Annotated in this window: 13 protein-coding genes; 5 read left to right on the forward strand and 8 right to left on the reverse strand. The window is 68.9% G+C overall.

Going from position 1 to position 15,905, the window contains the following annotated elements:
- Positions 1 to 37: 37 nt before the first annotated feature.
- The 4 genes from FF100_RS14405 to qhpR all read right to left on the reverse strand — a co-directional run bounded on the left by FF100_RS14405 (position 38) and on the right by qhpR (position 4,400).
- On the reverse strand, positions 38 to 2,257 hold the full coding sequence (locus tag FF100_RS14405; RefSeq protein WP_139036382.1) for a TonB-dependent siderophore receptor: 2,220 nt from the start codon (positions 2,255 to 2,257) through the stop codon (positions 38 to 40).
- 479 nt (positions 2,258 to 2,736) lie between these two features.
- Complete coding sequence (locus FF100_RS14410) at positions 2,737 to 2,919, reverse strand: hypothetical protein (RefSeq protein ID WP_139036383.1); 183 nt, start codon at positions 2,917 to 2,919, stop codon at positions 2,737 to 2,739.
- Positions 2,920 to 3,041: 122 nt separating this feature from the next.
- Positions 3,042 to 3,179, reverse strand: coding sequence for a hypothetical protein (locus FF100_RS14415; RefSeq protein ID WP_246102081.1), 138 nt, complete (start codon positions 3,177 to 3,179; stop codon positions 3,042 to 3,044).
- Positions 3,180 to 3,272: 93 nt separating this feature from the next.
- Positions 3,273 to 4,400 carry an AraC-like transcriptional regulator QhpR gene (gene qhpR / locus FF100_RS14420; RefSeq protein ID WP_139036384.1) on the reverse strand — a complete coding sequence of 376 codons (1,128 nt, stop codon included), beginning with the start codon at positions 4,398 to 4,400 and terminating at the stop codon, positions 3,273 to 3,275.
- A gap of 146 nt (positions 4,401 to 4,546) precedes the next feature.
- On the opposite strand from qhpR, the gene FF100_RS14425 reads away from it, so the two are divergent.
- The 4 genes from FF100_RS14425 to FF100_RS14440 all read left to right on the forward strand — a co-directional run bounded on the left by FF100_RS14425 (position 4,547) and on the right by FF100_RS14440 (position 9,734).
- Complete coding sequence (locus FF100_RS14425) at positions 4,547 to 5,944, forward strand: ethanolamine ammonia-lyase subunit EutB (protein ID WP_139036385.1); 1,398 nt, start codon at positions 4,547 to 4,549, stop codon at positions 5,942 to 5,944.
- Positions 5,941 to 6,765 carry an ethanolamine ammonia-lyase subunit EutC gene (gene eutC, locus FF100_RS14430; protein WP_139036386.1) on the forward strand — a complete coding sequence of 275 codons (825 nt, stop codon included), beginning with the start codon at positions 5,941 to 5,943 and terminating at the stop codon, positions 6,763 to 6,765. Before FF100_RS14425 ends, eutC begins: the two co-directional genes overlap by 4 nt.
- A 193-nt stretch (positions 6,766 to 6,958) precedes the next feature.
- A complete protein-coding gene (gene eat, locus FF100_RS14435; RefSeq protein ID WP_139036387.1) occupies positions 6,959 to 8,326 on the forward strand; it encodes an ethanolamine permease in 1,368 nt (455 codons plus the stop codon).
- Positions 8,327 to 8,432: 106 nt separating this feature from the next.
- Positions 8,433 to 9,734, forward strand: a complete 1,302-nt coding sequence (locus FF100_RS14440; protein WP_139036388.1) for a haloacid dehalogenase-like hydrolase — start codon at positions 8,433 to 8,435, stop codon at positions 9,732 to 9,734.
- Positions 9,735 to 9,901: 167 nt separating this feature from the next.
- On the opposite strand, the gene cynS is transcribed toward FF100_RS14440, so the two are convergent.
- The 4 genes from cynS to FF100_RS14460 form a co-directional block, all read right to left on the reverse strand.
- Positions 9,902 to 10,390: a cyanase gene (gene cynS, locus FF100_RS14445; protein WP_139036389.1), complete on the reverse strand. Its 489-nt coding sequence runs from the start codon at positions 10,388 to 10,390 to the stop codon at positions 9,902 to 9,904.
- Between the two features lie 167 nt (positions 10,391 to 10,557).
- Positions 10,558 to 11,535, reverse strand: coding sequence for an ABC transporter ATP-binding protein (locus tag FF100_RS14450; RefSeq protein WP_139036390.1), 978 nt, complete (start codon positions 11,533 to 11,535; stop codon positions 10,558 to 10,560).
- A 10-nt stretch (positions 11,536 to 11,545) separates the two neighbouring features.
- Positions 11,546 to 12,385, reverse strand: a complete 840-nt coding sequence (ntrB, locus tag FF100_RS14455; RefSeq protein WP_139036391.1) for a nitrate ABC transporter permease — start codon at positions 12,383 to 12,385, stop codon at positions 11,546 to 11,548.
- 4 nt (positions 12,386 to 12,389) lie between these two features.
- On the reverse strand, positions 12,390 to 13,760 hold the full coding sequence (locus tag FF100_RS14460) for a CmpA/NrtA family ABC transporter substrate-binding protein (protein WP_139036392.1): 1,371 nt from the start codon (positions 13,758 to 13,760) through the stop codon (positions 12,390 to 12,392).
- A 245-nt stretch (positions 13,761 to 14,005) separates the two neighbouring features.
- Here FF100_RS14460 and FF100_RS14465 point away from each other — a divergent pair, with 245 nt between their 5' ends.
- Positions 14,006 to 15,841, forward strand: coding sequence for a sigma-54 interaction domain-containing protein (locus FF100_RS14465; protein ID WP_246102100.1), 1,836 nt, complete (start codon positions 14,006 to 14,008; stop codon positions 15,839 to 15,841).
- Positions 15,842 to 15,905 lie beyond the last annotated feature (64 nt).

A 15,905-nucleotide genomic window follows, 5' to 3' on the forward strand; every position in this document is an offset into this window, starting at 1 on the left:
GAAGCGCGGCGCCCGGGGCTTGCCGGGCGCCCCCGCCCTACCAGCGATAGATGAGGCTGCCGATCACCGTCGCCGGCTGGTTGCGGTTGCAGAAGCCGAACGAGCAGGTCTGGTAGGTGCGGTCGAAGATGTTGTAGCCGTTCACCTGCGCCCGCAATCCCTTGTATTTCGGGTCGATCGCCGCGAAGTCGTAGGCGACCAGCGCGTCGTAGAGCGTCACGGTCGGGTTGCGCACCGTGTTGAGGTCGTCGGCGTAGCTCGTGCCGATGTAGCGGATGCCGCCGCCGATCTGGAGCCCGCGCAGGGGTGACGAGGGCGGGAAGGCGTAGGTGAGGAACGACGCGTAGGTGTCGGCCGGGATGCCGGAGACCCGGTTGCCGTTGATCGACTCGCCCGTCGCCGCCGTCGAATCGACGAAGCGTATGTCGGTATGCGTGTAGGCGATCGTCAGGTTGGTGCCCGGCGCGATGGTGGCGGTCGCCTCGGCCTCGAAGCCGGTCGAGCGGACGGCACCGGTGGCGGATTGGAAGCTCAACGCCGCCGGGTCGGGCCGCAGGATGCTCGATTGCCGGATGTCGAAGCCCGCGAAGGCCACCTGCACGCTGGTGCCGGGGATCAGGTATTTCACCCCCGCCTCGATCTGGTCGCCGGTGGTCGGCTTGAAGGCCTGGCCGTTGCGGTCCTGGCCGACCTGCGGCGTGAAGGTCGTGGCGTAGCTCGCATAGGGCACGAGCCCCGGCGCCAGGACGTAGCCGAGGCCGACACGGCCGGTGAAGGCGGTGTTGTCCTGGCGCGAGACCGCGCTGTCGGGCGAGGCGGCGTTGTCCTGGAAGACCCAGTCGTGCCGCCCGTTCACCGTCAGGATGAAGTCGCCGAACTTGGCCTGGTCCTGCAGGTAGATTCCGATCTGGTCCTGCGTCTGGCGCGAGGTCGATCCCAGGACCGGCGTCGGGATGAACTGTGCGCCGTAATTGCGCGTGACGAGGTTCAGGTCCGGCACGGCCTCCGGCCCCAGCGCCCCGAAGCGGGTGGTCAGGCTGTAGCGGGCGTAGTCGATGCCGGCGACGGCGGTGTGGGCGATCGGGCCGGTGGCGAAATGCGCCTCGAGCTGGTTGTCCAGCGTCTGCTGCACCAGGCCGTTGCGCTGGTAGCCGTTGTCCCGGGTCGCGATCGTCCGTTCCGGGTTGATGCCGTTGATGTCGACGTATTTCCCGCTCAGGAACAGGCCGTAATGGCGGAAGTTCTGGCGGAAGATCAGGTCCGGCGTGAACTTGTGCTCGAAGGCGTAGCCGACGCGGTACTGGGTCTGGTCGAGGCCGGCGAAGCGCGGATCGCCCATGTAGTAGCGCGTCGCCCGGAAGCCCGGGTCGTTGTAGAAGAAGGTGGTCGCCGGGGTGCTGCTGACCTGGTACTCGCTCAAGAAGGTGAAGGTGGTGTCGGCCGAGGGCTTCCAGGTGAAGGCCGGGGCGATGTTGAACTGGTCGTCGTTGGTGCCGAGCCCGATGAACGTGCCGGCCTCGCGCCGGATGCCGGTGAGGCGGTAGGCCATCGTGCCGTCGGAGCCGGCGACCGGGCCGCCGACGTCGAAGGCGCCCTGGAAGCGGTCGAAGCTGCCGGCCTGGAACTGCACCTCGCCGAAGGGCACGAAGACCGGGCGCTTGCTCGTCGCATCGAGGATGCCGCCGGGCGAGCCGAGGCCGTAGAGGCCGGAAGCCGGCCCGCGCAGGATCGTCACCGCCTCCAAACCGTAGGGCTCGGTCTTCGGGTAGGCGAAGCCGCTGCCGATGACCCGCAACCCGTCGCGGTAGATGCCCTGGTTGGTCAGCACGTCGAAGCCGCGGATGAAGACCTGGTCGAAGCGCGGGTCGAAGCCCGACCGGGCGCTGATCGCGCCCGGAACGTAGGCCACCGAATCGGCGAAGCTCTGGACGTTGCGGTCGTTGAGCTGCTCGCGGGTGACGACGGAGACCGCCTGCGGCACCTCGACCAGCGGGGTGTTGGTCTTGGTCGCCGTGGTGGCGACCCGGGCGGTGTAGCCGGTGATGCCCGAGGGCCCGCCCCCGCCGCCGCTGGTCGCCGCCGTGTCGCCGTCGCCGCCGCTGAGGTTGAGCGCCGCGGGGGCCGGCGCCTCGGACCGCACCGAGATCTCGTCGAGGGCGACGGTGCCGTCCTGCGCCTGCGCCGAGCCGGCGTGAGCGAGCGCGACGAGCGAGGCACCTGCGAGCAGCGCAGCGGAACGGGGGTGGCCGAAGGTCATATGGCACGTCCTTTTTGTTAGTTCTTGAGCGGCGCGTTCGGGCAGCCGGATGCGCTCGCCGGGAAAGGCTCCCGTCGCCGTCACGCCGTCTTTAGAACTAGAATAAACTGTTGTTTTGTAAGGGTTTTCTCGTGCTGCTGGATACGCCCGGGCAGACGTGCAGGCAACGGCCGAGCCGACTTCTGCACAAGCCGTGGTCCGGCCGTTGCCGATGAAGCACAGCCGTTAGATCATAGCCGCCGGAACGGATGCCGGGCCGGGACGTAAAACGTGGCACTTTCAAAGAGATAGACAGTATCCAGGGGCGGGCGGCCGAATGCTGCCGATGTGTAACAATTCATGTCGATTGATTGCTGAGGCGCGGAGCGGTGGCCCGGCACATCGGATCGTGGGCGAGCCGGCCAACCGAATGGACGCCTTCCGGGTCGGTCCGGGGCCGTGACGCAGAGCCCCGGACGACCCGGAGAGGGGTCGGCGGCTCAGGCCGGCTCGTTCTCGTTCGGGTCGAACGGCTTGCCGCTTTCGTCTGCCGGCGATTGCGCGTCGGGATCGAGGCGGCCGTCGATGATGCGGTCGCCGGTCCGCGGCTCCCGAGCGCCGCCGCCGGGCCGCGTCGTCTCGCCATCCGTCGTCTCGGGGCTCTTCTTGGTCTCGTCGGCCATCGTTCCCTCCCTGGTTACGCAGGAGGTCACATAGGGCGGCGTCCGACCGTGGTGCAGCGGGGGCTGCTCCAGTGCCGATCGAGCCCCGGCGCCACGACGCCGTGTCGGACGACTGGGACGCGTCAGCAGACCCAGACCTCCTCGTGCCGCAGCACGCGATCGAGGAAGCGCTCGAGCCCGGCGGCGCGCCCGGGATGGCCGGCGATCCGCAGATGCAGGCCGACGGACATCATCCGCGGCTGCCCGATGTCCCGGTTCATCGGCCGGTCACTCCGGCGGGCGCCCTCCGGCGGTGCGACGCGTCGTTCCCGGTGCACGCGGCTCGATCGTCCGCGTCTCAGGCCGTTCCCGTCCTACCCAGCATGACTCTTGCGGTACTGCTTCGGCGGAACGCCGTGCCAGCGTCGAAACGCGCGAGTGAAGGCGCTGATTTCCGAGTAACCAAGAAGATGGGAGATGTCGCTGATCGACTGATCGGTGCTGGCAAGATAATATTCCGAAATCTCCCGGCGGAGACCGTCCGCGATGTCCGCGAAGCTGGTGTTGTCCTCGGCCAAGCGCCGCTGGAGAGTCCATCGCGGAATGCCGAGGGCGTCGCTGGCGTCCTGGAGCGTCAGGTCGCGGACGCTGAGGTTGGAGCGCACATAGGCGCGGATGCGATCGCGCAGCGAGACGGTTCCCCCGGCCATGCCCATCCGCATGATCGTCGCGCACAGGAGATCGAGGAGCGGGAGGTTGGCGCCGGGCATCGCACGCAGCGCCTGGTCGTGCCGGAACACGAGGGCGTTGGTATCCTGACCGAAGCGGACCGGCGCCCCGAAGGCCTGCTCGATCTCGCGCCAATCCTCGGTGCGCGCATGTTCGAGATGAACCTCCTGCGGACACCACTCCGCCCCGGCCCCGTGCCGGAACACGTTGACGTACATCCCGAGCGTGACGACGGCATCCTGCCGCCGCTCGCTGATGCGGGGGGAGCGGATCGCGTAGGTCAGCCGGTAGGTCCCGTTCGCCTTCAGCAATTCGGTGACCGTGTCCTCCTGATGGTAGCCGAAATAGGCGGCCAGGTTCTCGGCCGCCGCGAGCAGGGTCGGTGACGACAGCGCGATGTGGCCGATCAGGCCCAGCATCTCCGGCTTGAACTGCTGGCCGTAGCGCAGGCCGAGGGTCGGATCGTGCGACCGGCGCGCCGCCAGCTCGAGAACCTCGCAATACTGGCGCAGGCCGATCTGATCCGTCGGCGAGGCGAGGCGCCCGGGGTCGAGGGCAACCTGATCGAAGAGGCTGCCGGCACAGACGTGGTTGGCGTCGAAGAACGTGCCGAGGCCAGTCGCTGCCGACGCGAAAACACGGGCTCCGGACACGGCTTGGTTGAAGCTCTCGATGCGGGCCATGACCTGAACTGCCGTATTCCGGATGAGCATTCTCGTCGAGACGACGCCCAGCAAGTTCGCTGCCAAGGCCGATTTGTTGCGAAGGGTCAAAACTCTGCGGCCTCCGGTCGATCCTGGCGGGCCGGGCGGATCTAGGATCCGGCATGGCTCTTTCGTCTCCTCACGGGGACCGGAGGGTCGAACCGGTATCGGGCACCGCGCGGTGCCGTCGGCGTGCTGGAGGGAGTGACGGACGGGTGGCCTATCGATGCGATCTCGGAGGCGAGCGCTATCGCTTCCCCGACCTGAAGGCGGTTCTCGCCGCCGCCTCCCCGCTCCGCTCCGGCGACGAGCTGGCGGGGCTCGCGGCGAGCAGCGACGCCGCCCGCGTCGCCGCCCGGACCATCCTCGCCGACCTGCCCCTGACGACGTTCCTCAACGAGGCGGTGGTGCCCTACGAGGACGACGAGGTCACGCGCCTCATCGTCGACAGCCACGATGCCGCCGCCTTCGCGCCGGTCTCGCATCTGACGGTCGGGGGATTCCGCGACTGGCTGCTCGGCCACGAGGCCGGTCCGGCGGCCCTGGCCGCCCTGGCGCCGGGCCTCACGCCCGAGATGGTCGCCGCCGTCTCGAAGCTGATGCGGCTCCAGGACTTGATCGTCGTGGCGCGCAAATGCCGGGTGACGACCGCCTTCCGCACCACCATCGGCTTATCCGGCCGGCTCGCGACCCGCCTGCAACCCAACCATCCGAGCGACGACCCGCGCGGCGTCGCCGCCTCGGTCCTCGATGGGCTGCTGTACGGCGCCGGCGACGCCGTGATCGGCATCAATCCGGCCTCCGACGACGTCGAGACCGCGATCGCCCTCACGACGATGCTGGACGAGATGCGCCGGCACTACGAGATCCCGACGCAGACCTGCGTCCTGACCCACGTCACGAACGCGATGACGATCATCGAGCGCGGCGCGCCGGTCGATCTCGTGTTCCAGTCCGTCGCCGGCACCGAGGCGGCCAACCGCGGCTTTGGCGTCGACCTCGCCCTCCTGGCCGAGGCAACCGACGCCGCCCGGAGCCTGGGGCGCGGGACGGTCGGCGACAACGCGATGTATTTCGAGACCGGCCAGGGCGCGGCGCTCTCGGCGGACGCCCATCACGGGGTCGACCAGCAGACCGTGGAGGCGCGGGCCTACGCGGTGGCCCGCGCCTTCCGGCCGCTCCTCGTCAACACGGTGGTGGGCTTCATCGGCCCGGAATACCTCTCTGACGGCAAGCAGATCACCCGCGCCGGCCTCGAGGATCATTTCTGCGGCAAGCTTCTCGGCCTGCCGATGGGGTGCGACGTCTGCTACACCAACCATGCCGAGGCCGATCAGGACGACATGGATGGGCTGATGCTGCTGCTCGGCCAGGCGGGATGCAGCTTCCTGATCACCGTCCCGGGCTCCGACGACGTCATGCTGAACTACCAGAGCCTGTCGTTCCACGACCTGCTGACCCTGCGCACGGTGCTGGGGGTGCGGGCCGCTCCGGAATTCGAGGCCTGGCTCGACCGGATGGGCATGACGACGCCGGACGGACGCGTCCGCTCCCTCGAAGCCCGGCACCCCGCGCTGACGCGCCTCCTCGATCACGCGGGCCACGCGCGATGACGCCGGCCGCCGACAGCCCCGCCGTCGTGCCCGCCGGCGCGGACCTCCCCGACGGCGATCGCTGGGCCGCCTTGCGGCGGGCGACGCCGGCGCGGATCGGCCTCGGCCGGAGCGGAGACGCCCTGCCGCTGCGGCCGATGCTGGATTTCCAGCTCGCCCATGCCCGGGCGCGCGATGCCGTCCACGCCGCCCTCGACGTCGCGGCCATCGTGTCGGCGCTGCCGCCTCACCCGGTGCTCCGCGTGCACAGCGCCGCACCGGACCGCCGGACCTACCTGCGCCGGCCCGATCTCGGCCGTCAGCTCGATGCCGATGCCGCCGCCACGCTGCGGGAGGCCGCCCCTGCGGACGGCCAGAGCTTCGACCTCGTCTTCATCGTCGCGGACGGGCTCTCGGCGAAAGCCGTCGCGAGCCATGCCGCGCCGGTGATCCAGGCCTGCCTTCGCCGCCTCGACGGCTACCGCATCGCGCCGATCGTCATGGCCGAGCAGGCCCGGGTCGCCCTCGGCGATCCGGTGGGCGAAGGCCTCGGGGCCCGCCTCAGCGTGGTGCTGATCGGCGAGCGTCCGGGCCTCAGCGTCGCCGACAGCCTGGGCATCTACCTGACCTACGCGCCCCGCCCCGGCCGGCGGGATTCCGAGCGCAACTGCATCTCGAACGTGCATGGACACGGTGGTCTGACCCCGGATCAGGCGGCCGGCAAGGTGGCGTGGTTCGTGCGCGAGGCCCTGCGCCGCGGCCTCACCGGCGTCGGCCTGAAGGACGGGATCGAGGAAGCCCTGCTGGAGGGAGGCCGGGCACCGGATTTGCCAGGGATCTGAGGTTGCGTCCGGGAGACCGGATGGCGCGCCTCGAACCGCCCCGCCGGGCAGAGGCCGTCCGGTCCCCCCGACCGCGCCGCCCGAGCGGCCCGTCTCCGCTGCGACGGGCATTCGACACTGGACCGGCCTGACGACAGTCGTCCCGCTGCCTCGATCGTGCACGGCAGGACGTGAACTCACGGAGGAACGATCGATGCAGGATGTCGGACTTCACAAAGGCCTCAATGCGTTCCACCTCTGGGGCATCGCCGTCGGGCTGGTGATCTCGGGCGAGTATTTCGGGTGGAGCTACGGCTGGGCCAGCGCCGGCACGCTCGGCTTCCTGATCACGACGGTGGTCGTGGCGGCGATGTACATCGCCTTCATCTTCAGCTTCACGGAACTCACCACGGCGATCCCGCAGGCCGGCGGCCCGTTCGCGTATAGCCGCCGCGCCTTCGGCCCCGTCGGCGGCTGCATCGCCGGCTACGCCACGCTGATCGAGTTCGTGTTCGCACCTCCCGCCATCGCGCTGGCGATCGGCGCCTATCTCAACGTCCAGTTCCCGTCGCTCGACCCCAAGCACGCCGCGCTCGGCGCCTACCTGCTGTTCATGATCCTCAACATCGTCGGGGTGCAGATCGCCGCGACGTTCGAGCTGTTCGTCACCATCCTGGCGGTGGTCGAGCTCCTGGTGTTCATGGGCGTCGTCGCGCCCGCTTTCAATTTTGCGAACTTCACCGCCCATGGCTGGGCCGGCGAGAGCACCTTCAGCCTGGCGGCCGTCGGCGGCATGTTCGCGGCGATCCCGTTCGCGATCTGGTTCTTCCTGGCGATCGAGGGGGTGGCGATGGCCGCCGAGGAGGCGAAGGACCCCCGGCGGACGATTCCGATCGCCTACATCACCGGCGTGCTGACGCTCACCGCCCTGGCCTTCGGCGTCATGCTGTTTGCCGGCGCCGTCGGCGACTGGCGGACCCTGAGCAATCTCAACGACCCGCTGCCGCAGGCGATGAAGACCGTGGTCGGGGATTCGAGCGGCTGGCTCCACATGCTGGTCTGGCTCGGCTTGTTCGGTCTCGTCGCCTCCTTCCACGGCATCATCATGGGCTATTCGCGGCAGATCTTCGCCCTGGCCCGGGCCGGATTCCTGCCCGCAGCCCTCGCCCGCATCCATCCCCGCTTCCGCACGCCCCACATCGCCACCCTGGCGGGAGGCGCCGTCGGGATCGTGGCGATCTACAGCGACAGCCTCGTCACCATCGCGGGCCAGTCGCTCACCGCCAGCATCGTCACGATGGCGGTCTTCGGCGCCCTGGTGATGTACGGCATGAGCATGGCGAGCCTCTTCCGGCTGCGGCGCCGCGAGCCGGCCCTGGCCCGGCCCTACCGGGCGCCGCTCTATCCCTATGCGCCCGCCTTCGCGCTCGTCCTCGCCGCAGTCTGCTTCCTGGCCCTGGTGGTCTACAACCCGCTGATCTTCGTCCTCTTCCTCTCCGTCATGGTGCTGGCCGTGGCCGCGAGCCTGCTCGCCCGCCAGGGCGGACGACAGTCGTTCGCGGATGGCGGCGCCTCCGTGTGACGCCCCCGGCGCCCCGTGCGGGCGGACCGCGCTGCCACCGCCGCGTCCCGTCCGGCCGATCCCCGTGCCCCGTCTTTCCCTCGTTCCACCCCGCAAGAGCGACGCCATGACCGACCTCTCCCGACAGACATCCGTGAAGCGCCGCGGCTTCCTCGGCGGCCTGATGCTGGCCGCCACCGCCACCGCCACCGCGACGACGACCGCTCGGGCCACCGAGCGGACCGACGAGGCGGTCGGCCTCGATCGGGCGAAGTGGGCGCCTCGCAACCACGCCGTCATGACGCGGCTGATCGCGGAACACGGCAACACCTCGCCGACCTACGACCCCAAGAAACGGCCCTACGCGGTGTTCGACTGGGACAACACCAGCATCATGAACGACTGCGAGGAGGCGTTGCTGATGCATCAGATCAACACGCTGTCCTTCAAGCTCACGCCGGCCGAATTCGGCGCGATCATTCGCCAGAATGTCCCGCCGGGCAAATTTTCCGACGAGTTCAAGAACGCATCCGGCTCAACCGTCGATCTCGATTCGATCTGTGCGGATCTCGATGCCGATTATGCCTGGCTGCATGGCGCCTACAAGGGGCTGTCCGGTACGCAGTCCCTCGCTGATGTCGTGAAGACATCGTATTTCGAGGACTTCCGGACCAAGCTCTATTACCTGTACGAGGCGGTCAACGATACCCACGGCGTCGATGTCGGCTATCCGTGGGTGGTCTATCTGCTCGCCAACATGACGGTTCCGGAGCTGTCGCGTCTCACCGAGGCGTCCAACGACCTCGCCCTGGGCGCCGGGCTAGTCAAGACGAAGTATACCAGCCCGGCCGACCGGGCCGGCAAGGCCGGTATCGTGAGCGTCAGTCACTTCCACGGCATCCGGCTGTGCACCGAAATCGGCGGCCTGATGGATACGTTGAGCCGCCACGGCATCGACACCTATGTCTGCACCGCCTCGCTCGAGCACGTCGTCGCGGTCTTCGCGACGCTGCCGAAATACGGCTACAATGTTCCGCGGGAGCACGTCATCGGCCTGCGCCTGGAGCAGGACGGTGAGACGCTCAAGAACGCGTACCGCAAGGGATGGCCGCTGACCTGGGGCCCGGGCAAGACCACCGCCATCAAGCAGGTGCTGGTCGCCCAAAAAGGCTACGGTCCGCTGCTCGTCGCCGGCGACAGCGACGGAGACTACGACATGCTCCGCGACTTCCCGGACACGCGGCTCGGCCTCGTCGTCAACCGGATGAAGAAGGGCAAGATCGGCGAATTGTCCAAGATCGCCGCCGATACGGTCAAGGAGAAGAGCCCCCGATACGTGCTTCAGGGCCGCCAGGAATCGACCGGGAACTGGCTGCCGCAGGAGAGCAGCATCAAGCTCGGCAAGACGGAGCCTCAGTTGCTGGCGTAACAACAAAGCAGCCCCCTCGACCGGGCGTGGTCGAGGGGGCTGGGCGAGCCCGGATGGCGCCGGTCCTGATTCGCCGGACGCCCGGAGCGTGGTCCGACGGTCTGGACGGGATTGTCCCGGCAATCGGGATTGGCCAGCTCCCGCTGGGGGCCGGCCAAACCTCAGCCTCAGCCTTCCTTGAAGCCGTATTCGGGCACGCCCTCCTCGTTGCCATAATACTTGTACGGCAGGAACTTGCCCGACAGGTTCATCTTGACCCGGTCGCCCTTGTTGTTGGGCTCGCGCTCCATGGTCATGTTGAAGTCGATCGCCGACATGATGCCGTCGCCGAACTCCTCCTGGATCAGCTCCTTCCAGGTGGTGCCGTAGACCATCACCAGCTCGTAGAAGCGGTAGATCAGCGGGTCGGTCGGGGGCATCTGCGGGATCGAGCCGCGATAGGGCGCCTCGTTGAGCATCCGCTCCTCGGCCTGGGTGAGGCCGAACAGGGCGGCGGCCTTGGCGGCCTGGGCCTTCGGCAGCTTCATCTGGCCCATGCAGGCGGCGGTGATCAGGATCGGCGAGATGCCGCCGATCTCGTCCTGGATGTACTTCCAGGTCCAGCCCTTCTCGCGCTTGATGTCGAGCAGCTTCTCGGTGAGGTCTTCGCGCTTCATGGGGTCTCTCCGTGGACTTCGTGCCGTCCCGCGGGGCGGCACGTGGCTGAGGCTCGGGATCGGACGGGGACTCGCGTCCCCCGCCCCATCCCGTTCGGCGCGGTCCCGGACGCCATCCGCCGAAGGCGGCGCGGCGTCGTGCCCGGGACCGGAAGGGGTGGCGCGGGTCAGGCCCGGCGGGAGGGCGGCTCGGCCGCGATCGCGGCGGCGTCGGCCTCGCTGAGCGACGGGCGGACGACCGGCGGGTGGCGCTGGTCGTAGCCGGCCGGCATCGCGTCGCGCAGGGTCCTGGAGCGCGACACGAGGAAGTCGATCAGGTGGTTGCGGAGCGCATAATAGCCCGGCGCGTGGTGGAGCTGGGTGCGGTCCCGGTCCTTCGGCAGGGGATTCTCGACGATCTCGGCGACCTTCGCCTCCGGCCCGTTCGTCATCAGGACGATCCGGTCGGCGAGGTAGATCGCCTCGTCGACGTCGTGGGTGATCATGAACACGGTCTGGCCGGTCTCGACGCAGATCCGCCGCACCTCGTCCTGCAGCGTGCCGCGGGTGAGCGCGTCGAGGGCCGAGAACGGCTCGTCCATCAGGAGGATCTTCGGCTCGATCGACAGGGCGCGGGCGATGCCGACGCGCTGCTTCATGCCGCCCGACAGCTCGGAGGGCCGCTTGTGCTCGGAGCCGGCGAGCCCGACCGTGGCGATCGCCTTCTTCGCCCGCGCCTCGATCTCGGCCTTCGGCGCCTTGCGCCAGCGCGACGAGACCGCGTAGGCGACGTTGCCGAGGACGGTGCGCCAGGGCAGCAGGGCGTGGCCCTGGAAGATCACCGCCCGGTCGAGGCTGGTGCCCTGGAGCGCCTGCCCGTCGACGATCACCGCGCCCTCGGACGGTGCCTCGAGCCCGGCCAGGATGTTCAGCACCGTGGTCTTGCCGCAGCCCGAATGCCCGATCATGCAGACGAACTCGCCGCGGCGCATCGGCAGCCACAGGTTCTCGAAGATCGTGGTGGTCTTAGCACCAGGCGCCGGGTAGCGCCGGGCGATCCCCTCGATCGAGATGAACTTGTCAGACGTGGACATGCGGCCGGTCCCGGCATTCTGGTCGGGGGCGGCGCCGGAGGTGCGCCGCACGAAGGGAAGGAGCTTGCTCATCGTCTCGGCCTCATTCGGGGAAGGTCACGAGGCGCTGGGCGCGGGCGAGCAACTGGTCGAGGACCATGCCCACGAGGCCGATCAGCAGGATCGAGGTGATCACGTTGGTGATCGAGAGGTTGTTCCACTCGTTCCAGACGAAGTAGCCGATGCCGGTGCCGCCGACGAGCATCTCGGCCGCGACGATGACGAGCCAGGCGATGCCGATCGAGATGCGCATGCCGGTGAGGATCGTCGGGGCGGCGGCCGGCAGGATCACCGTGAAGGCGCGCCGGATCGGCGAGACCTCGAGCGTGCGGGCGACGTTGAGCCATTCCTTGCGGGTGGTCGACACGCCGAACACCGTGTTGATCAGCATCGGCCACAATGAGCAGATGAAGATCACGAAGATCGCCGACAGCCCCGAATCCTTGATCGTGTAGAGGGCGAGCGGCATCCAGGCGAGCGGCGAGACCGGCTTGAGGATCTGGATGTACGGATCGAGCGCCCGGCTCATCAGCGGCGACATGCCGATGAGGAAGCCGACGGGAATCGCGACCAGAACCGCCAGCCCGTAGCCGAGCGCGACGCGCCCGATCGAGTAGGCGAGCTGGATGCCGAGCCCCTTGTCGTTCGGGCCCCGGTCGTAGAACGGGTCCTTCAGGTGGGTCCAGATCGTCGCCGCGACATCGAGCGGACCCGGCATCGCCGACTTGCCGGTGGTGGCGGTGGCGCCCATCAGGGCGGCGTATTCGGGGTCCATCGCCTCGGTCTTGGCCGTCCCGCTCACCGCGACCTGCCAGATCAGCAGGATCGCGGCGAGCAGCGTCAGGGCGAGGACCGCAGCGCGGACGTTGAGTGAGCGTGTCATGGTCCTAGCCAGCCCGCTTGATCGCGAAGGAATCGAGGTACTCTTTCGGCTTTGCCGGGTCGAAGGTCTTGCCCATCACCGAGAAGCTCTTGGTGGTGGTCTCGGGCGGCGTGAAGCCGTCCTGCTTCATCAGCCGGGCGGCGTCGGTCGCGAGATAGACCTGACGCGCCACCGCGGCGTAGTCGACGTCGCCCTTGAGCTGGCCCCAGCGCTTCATCTGGGTCAGGATCCACACCGCGAAGGATTGCCAGGGGAAGGCGTCGAAATCGACCCGGTCGGGCACCCGGCGCACCTGGCCCAAGCCGTCCGCGAAGGTGCCGGTGAGCACCTGCTCGACCACGGTCAGCGGCTGGTTGAGGTAGTTCGCCGGGGCGATCGCGGCGGCGATCTCCTTGCGGTTGTCCTTGTTCGAGGCATAAGCCGTTGCCTGGATGATCGCCCGCAGGAGCGCCGCGTAGGTGTTCGGTGTCTCCTTGATGAAGGCGTCCGAGGCGGCGAAGGCGCAGCACGGATGGCGATCCCAGATCTCCTTCGACAGGATGTGGATGAAGCCGACGCCGTCATAGACCGCGCGCTGGTTCACCGGATCGGGGGCGAGGAAGCCGTCGATGTTGTCGGCGCGCATGTTCGCGACCATGTCCGGCGGCGGCACGGCGCGGATTTGCACGTCGGTGTCGGGATCGATGCCCGCTTCCGCCAGGTAGTAGCGCAGCAGGTAGTTGTGCATCGAGTAGTCGAACGGGACGGCGAGCTTGAAGCCCTTCCAGTCCTTCGGGTTGCGACGCTCCTTGTGCTTCATCGCCAGAGTGATCGCCTGGCCGTTGACGTTCTCCACCGCCGGCATCGTGTAGGCCTGCGGGTTGGAGCCGAGCCCGAGCGAGATCGCGATCGGCATCGGCGCCAGCATGTGGGCGGCGTCGTATTCCTTGTTCAGGGTCTTGTCGCGGATCACCGCCCAGCCGGCGGTTTTCACCGCCTCGACGTTCAGGCCCTGCTTCTCGTAGAAGCCCATGGGCTTGGCCATGATGATCGGCGTGGCGCAGGTGATCGGGATGAAGCCGACCTTCAGGTCGGTCTTCTCCGGCTTGGCCCCTTGCGCGAAGGCCTCGGTGACGAGCTTGGTCGGAAAGAACTGGCTCACCGCCGCGAGCGCCGTGGCGGCCCCCACGCTGCGCAGGAAGGCGCGGCGCTCGGCGTCGTGGGGGAAGAGCGCGCGCATCACCGCGCCCTCCACCGCCCGCTCCATGGCCGCGTCGCCCGTCGGCGTGGCGTCGTGGTCGGCATCATGAGCCGCCTGGCTCGCATGGGCGCCGCAGGAGCAGCCGCCGCGGGCAAGGCGGCGTTTGGCATCGAAGGGATTGTCGAACAGGGCCATCGTCGCCTCGCGCGGTTCGGGACGCGAAACAATTGGCAAAGGATGTGCCAAGCCGATCGAAAAAAATAAATCTCATGAAATCAATGTCTTGGCACGAATGTGCACGATTACGAGATCTCGTGTAAAACGAGATGTCGTGTCCTTGTTGACGAGATCTCGTGATGCGCGAACCCGTTCCGGAAATGGCGGCCGATCACGGTGGCGCGACCGGTTTCGGGTCGGTCTTCGAGGCCGGCGCCGAGGCCATGCTGGTGCTGGATCCCGGCGCCGACCGGATCGTCGATGCCAACGATGCCGCCTCGCGCCTCCTCGGCCATGCGCGGGACGCCTTGCGCGGCATGGCGGCGAGCGCGCTGCATCCGGGTCAGCTCGCGGCGCTGATCGTGTTCACGCAGGGCGTCCAGGCCAAGGGCCGCTGGTGGACCCACACGCTCACGCCCCGGCACGGGGCGGGCCGGACCCTCACCCTGGAGACCGTCGGCACGGTCCTGCCGGACCGGCTCGTCCTCTTCACCCTGTTCGATCTCGACGAGCGCCGCCAGCGCCAGGTCGACCGCGAGGCCGACCGCCACATGCGCGCCGGCCTCTCGGAATGGCAGCGGATGGAGCGGATCTTCCGCGACATCGAGCACGAGAACCAGCTGATCCTGCGCGCGGCGGGCGAAGGCATCTACGGCGTCAACGCCGAGGGGGTGACGACCTTCGTCAACCCGGCCGCCGAGCGCATGCTGGGCTGGCCCGCCGCCGACCTCGTCGGCCGGGACATGCACGCCGCCGTGCACCACACCCACCCGGACGGCTGCCACTACCCGCACCGGGACTGCCCGATCTACGCCGCCTTCCGGGACGGGGCGGTGCATCAGGTCGACGACGAGGTGTTCTGGCGCCGCGACGGCACCTCGTTCCCGGTCGAGTACACCTCGACCCCGATCCGCGACCGCGGCGCCCTCGTCGGCGCCGTCATCGTGTTTCGCGACGTCAGCCAGCGCCGCGAGGCCGACGAGCGCCTGCGCCACGCGCTCGCCGAGGTCGTGTCCTTGCGCGAGCGGCTGGAGCTCGAGAACGCCTACCTGAAGGAGGAGATCCGGGCCGGCAGCCATCACCAGGGCATCATCGGGCAGAGCCCGGCCATCGAGGCGATCCGGCGCCAGATCGATCTCGTCGCCGGTACCGACGCCACGGTGCTGGTCACCGGCGAGTCCGGCACCGGCAAGGAGCTGATCGCCCGCGCGATCCACGAGGCGAGCCGCCGCCGCGGCCGCCCGCTCATCCGGGTGAACTGCGCCGCGGTGCCGCGCGAATTGTTCGAGAGCGAGTTCTTCGGCCATGCCAAGGGGGCGTTCACCGGGGCGTTGCGCGACCGCGTCGGGCGGTTCGAGCTGGCCGATGGCGGCACGCTGTTCCTCGACGAGGTCGGCGAGATCCCGCTCGACCTCCAGGGCAAGCTGCTGCGGGTGCTCCAGGAGCGCTCCTTCGAGCGCGTCGGCGAGGAGCGCACCCGCGCGGTCGACGTGCGCTTGGTGGCGGCGACGAACCGCGACCTCAAGGAGGAGGTGCGCGAGGGCCGCTTCCGCGGCGATCTCTACTTCCGCCTCAACGTCTTCCCGATCGGCGCGACCCCCCTGCGCGAGCGGCCGGAGGACATCCCCCTGATCGCCCGGCACATGCTGACCGGGGCCGCGCACCGCCTCGGCGTGCCCGAGCCCCGCCTGACGGAGGGCGATGTCCGCCACCTCATCCGCTACGACTGGCCCGGCAACGTGCGCGAGCTGGAGAACGTCATCGAGCGCGGCGTCATCCTGGCCCAGCGCGGGCGTCTGCGTCTCGACCTGTCGGAGGGAGAGGCGGAGGAGTCCGTCCCGAGCGAGGCCCCCGCCCCGCACGACCGCGCCGTCGCCCCCTCCGGACACCGCCCGCGCAGCGAGGCGGAAAGGCGCGCCCGCGACCGGGCCGAGATCGTCGAGGCGCTGGCCCTGTGCGGCGGCAAGGTGTTCGGGCCGGGCGGCGCGGCCGAGTTCCTCGGCCTGCGGCCCACGACGCTCGCGTCCCGCATCAAATCCCACGGCATCAAGCGGCCCTGATCGTCACGGCCGCGGCTCCCGCCTGGCCGATCGTCGCGCTCGGCCTGCGGACCGTCCGCCGCAC

The sequence above is a fragment of the Methylobacterium terricola genome (assembly GCF_006151805.1).
In the GTDB taxonomy this organism is placed as follows: domain Bacteria; phylum Pseudomonadota; class Alphaproteobacteria; order Rhizobiales; family Beijerinckiaceae; genus Methylobacterium; species Methylobacterium terricola.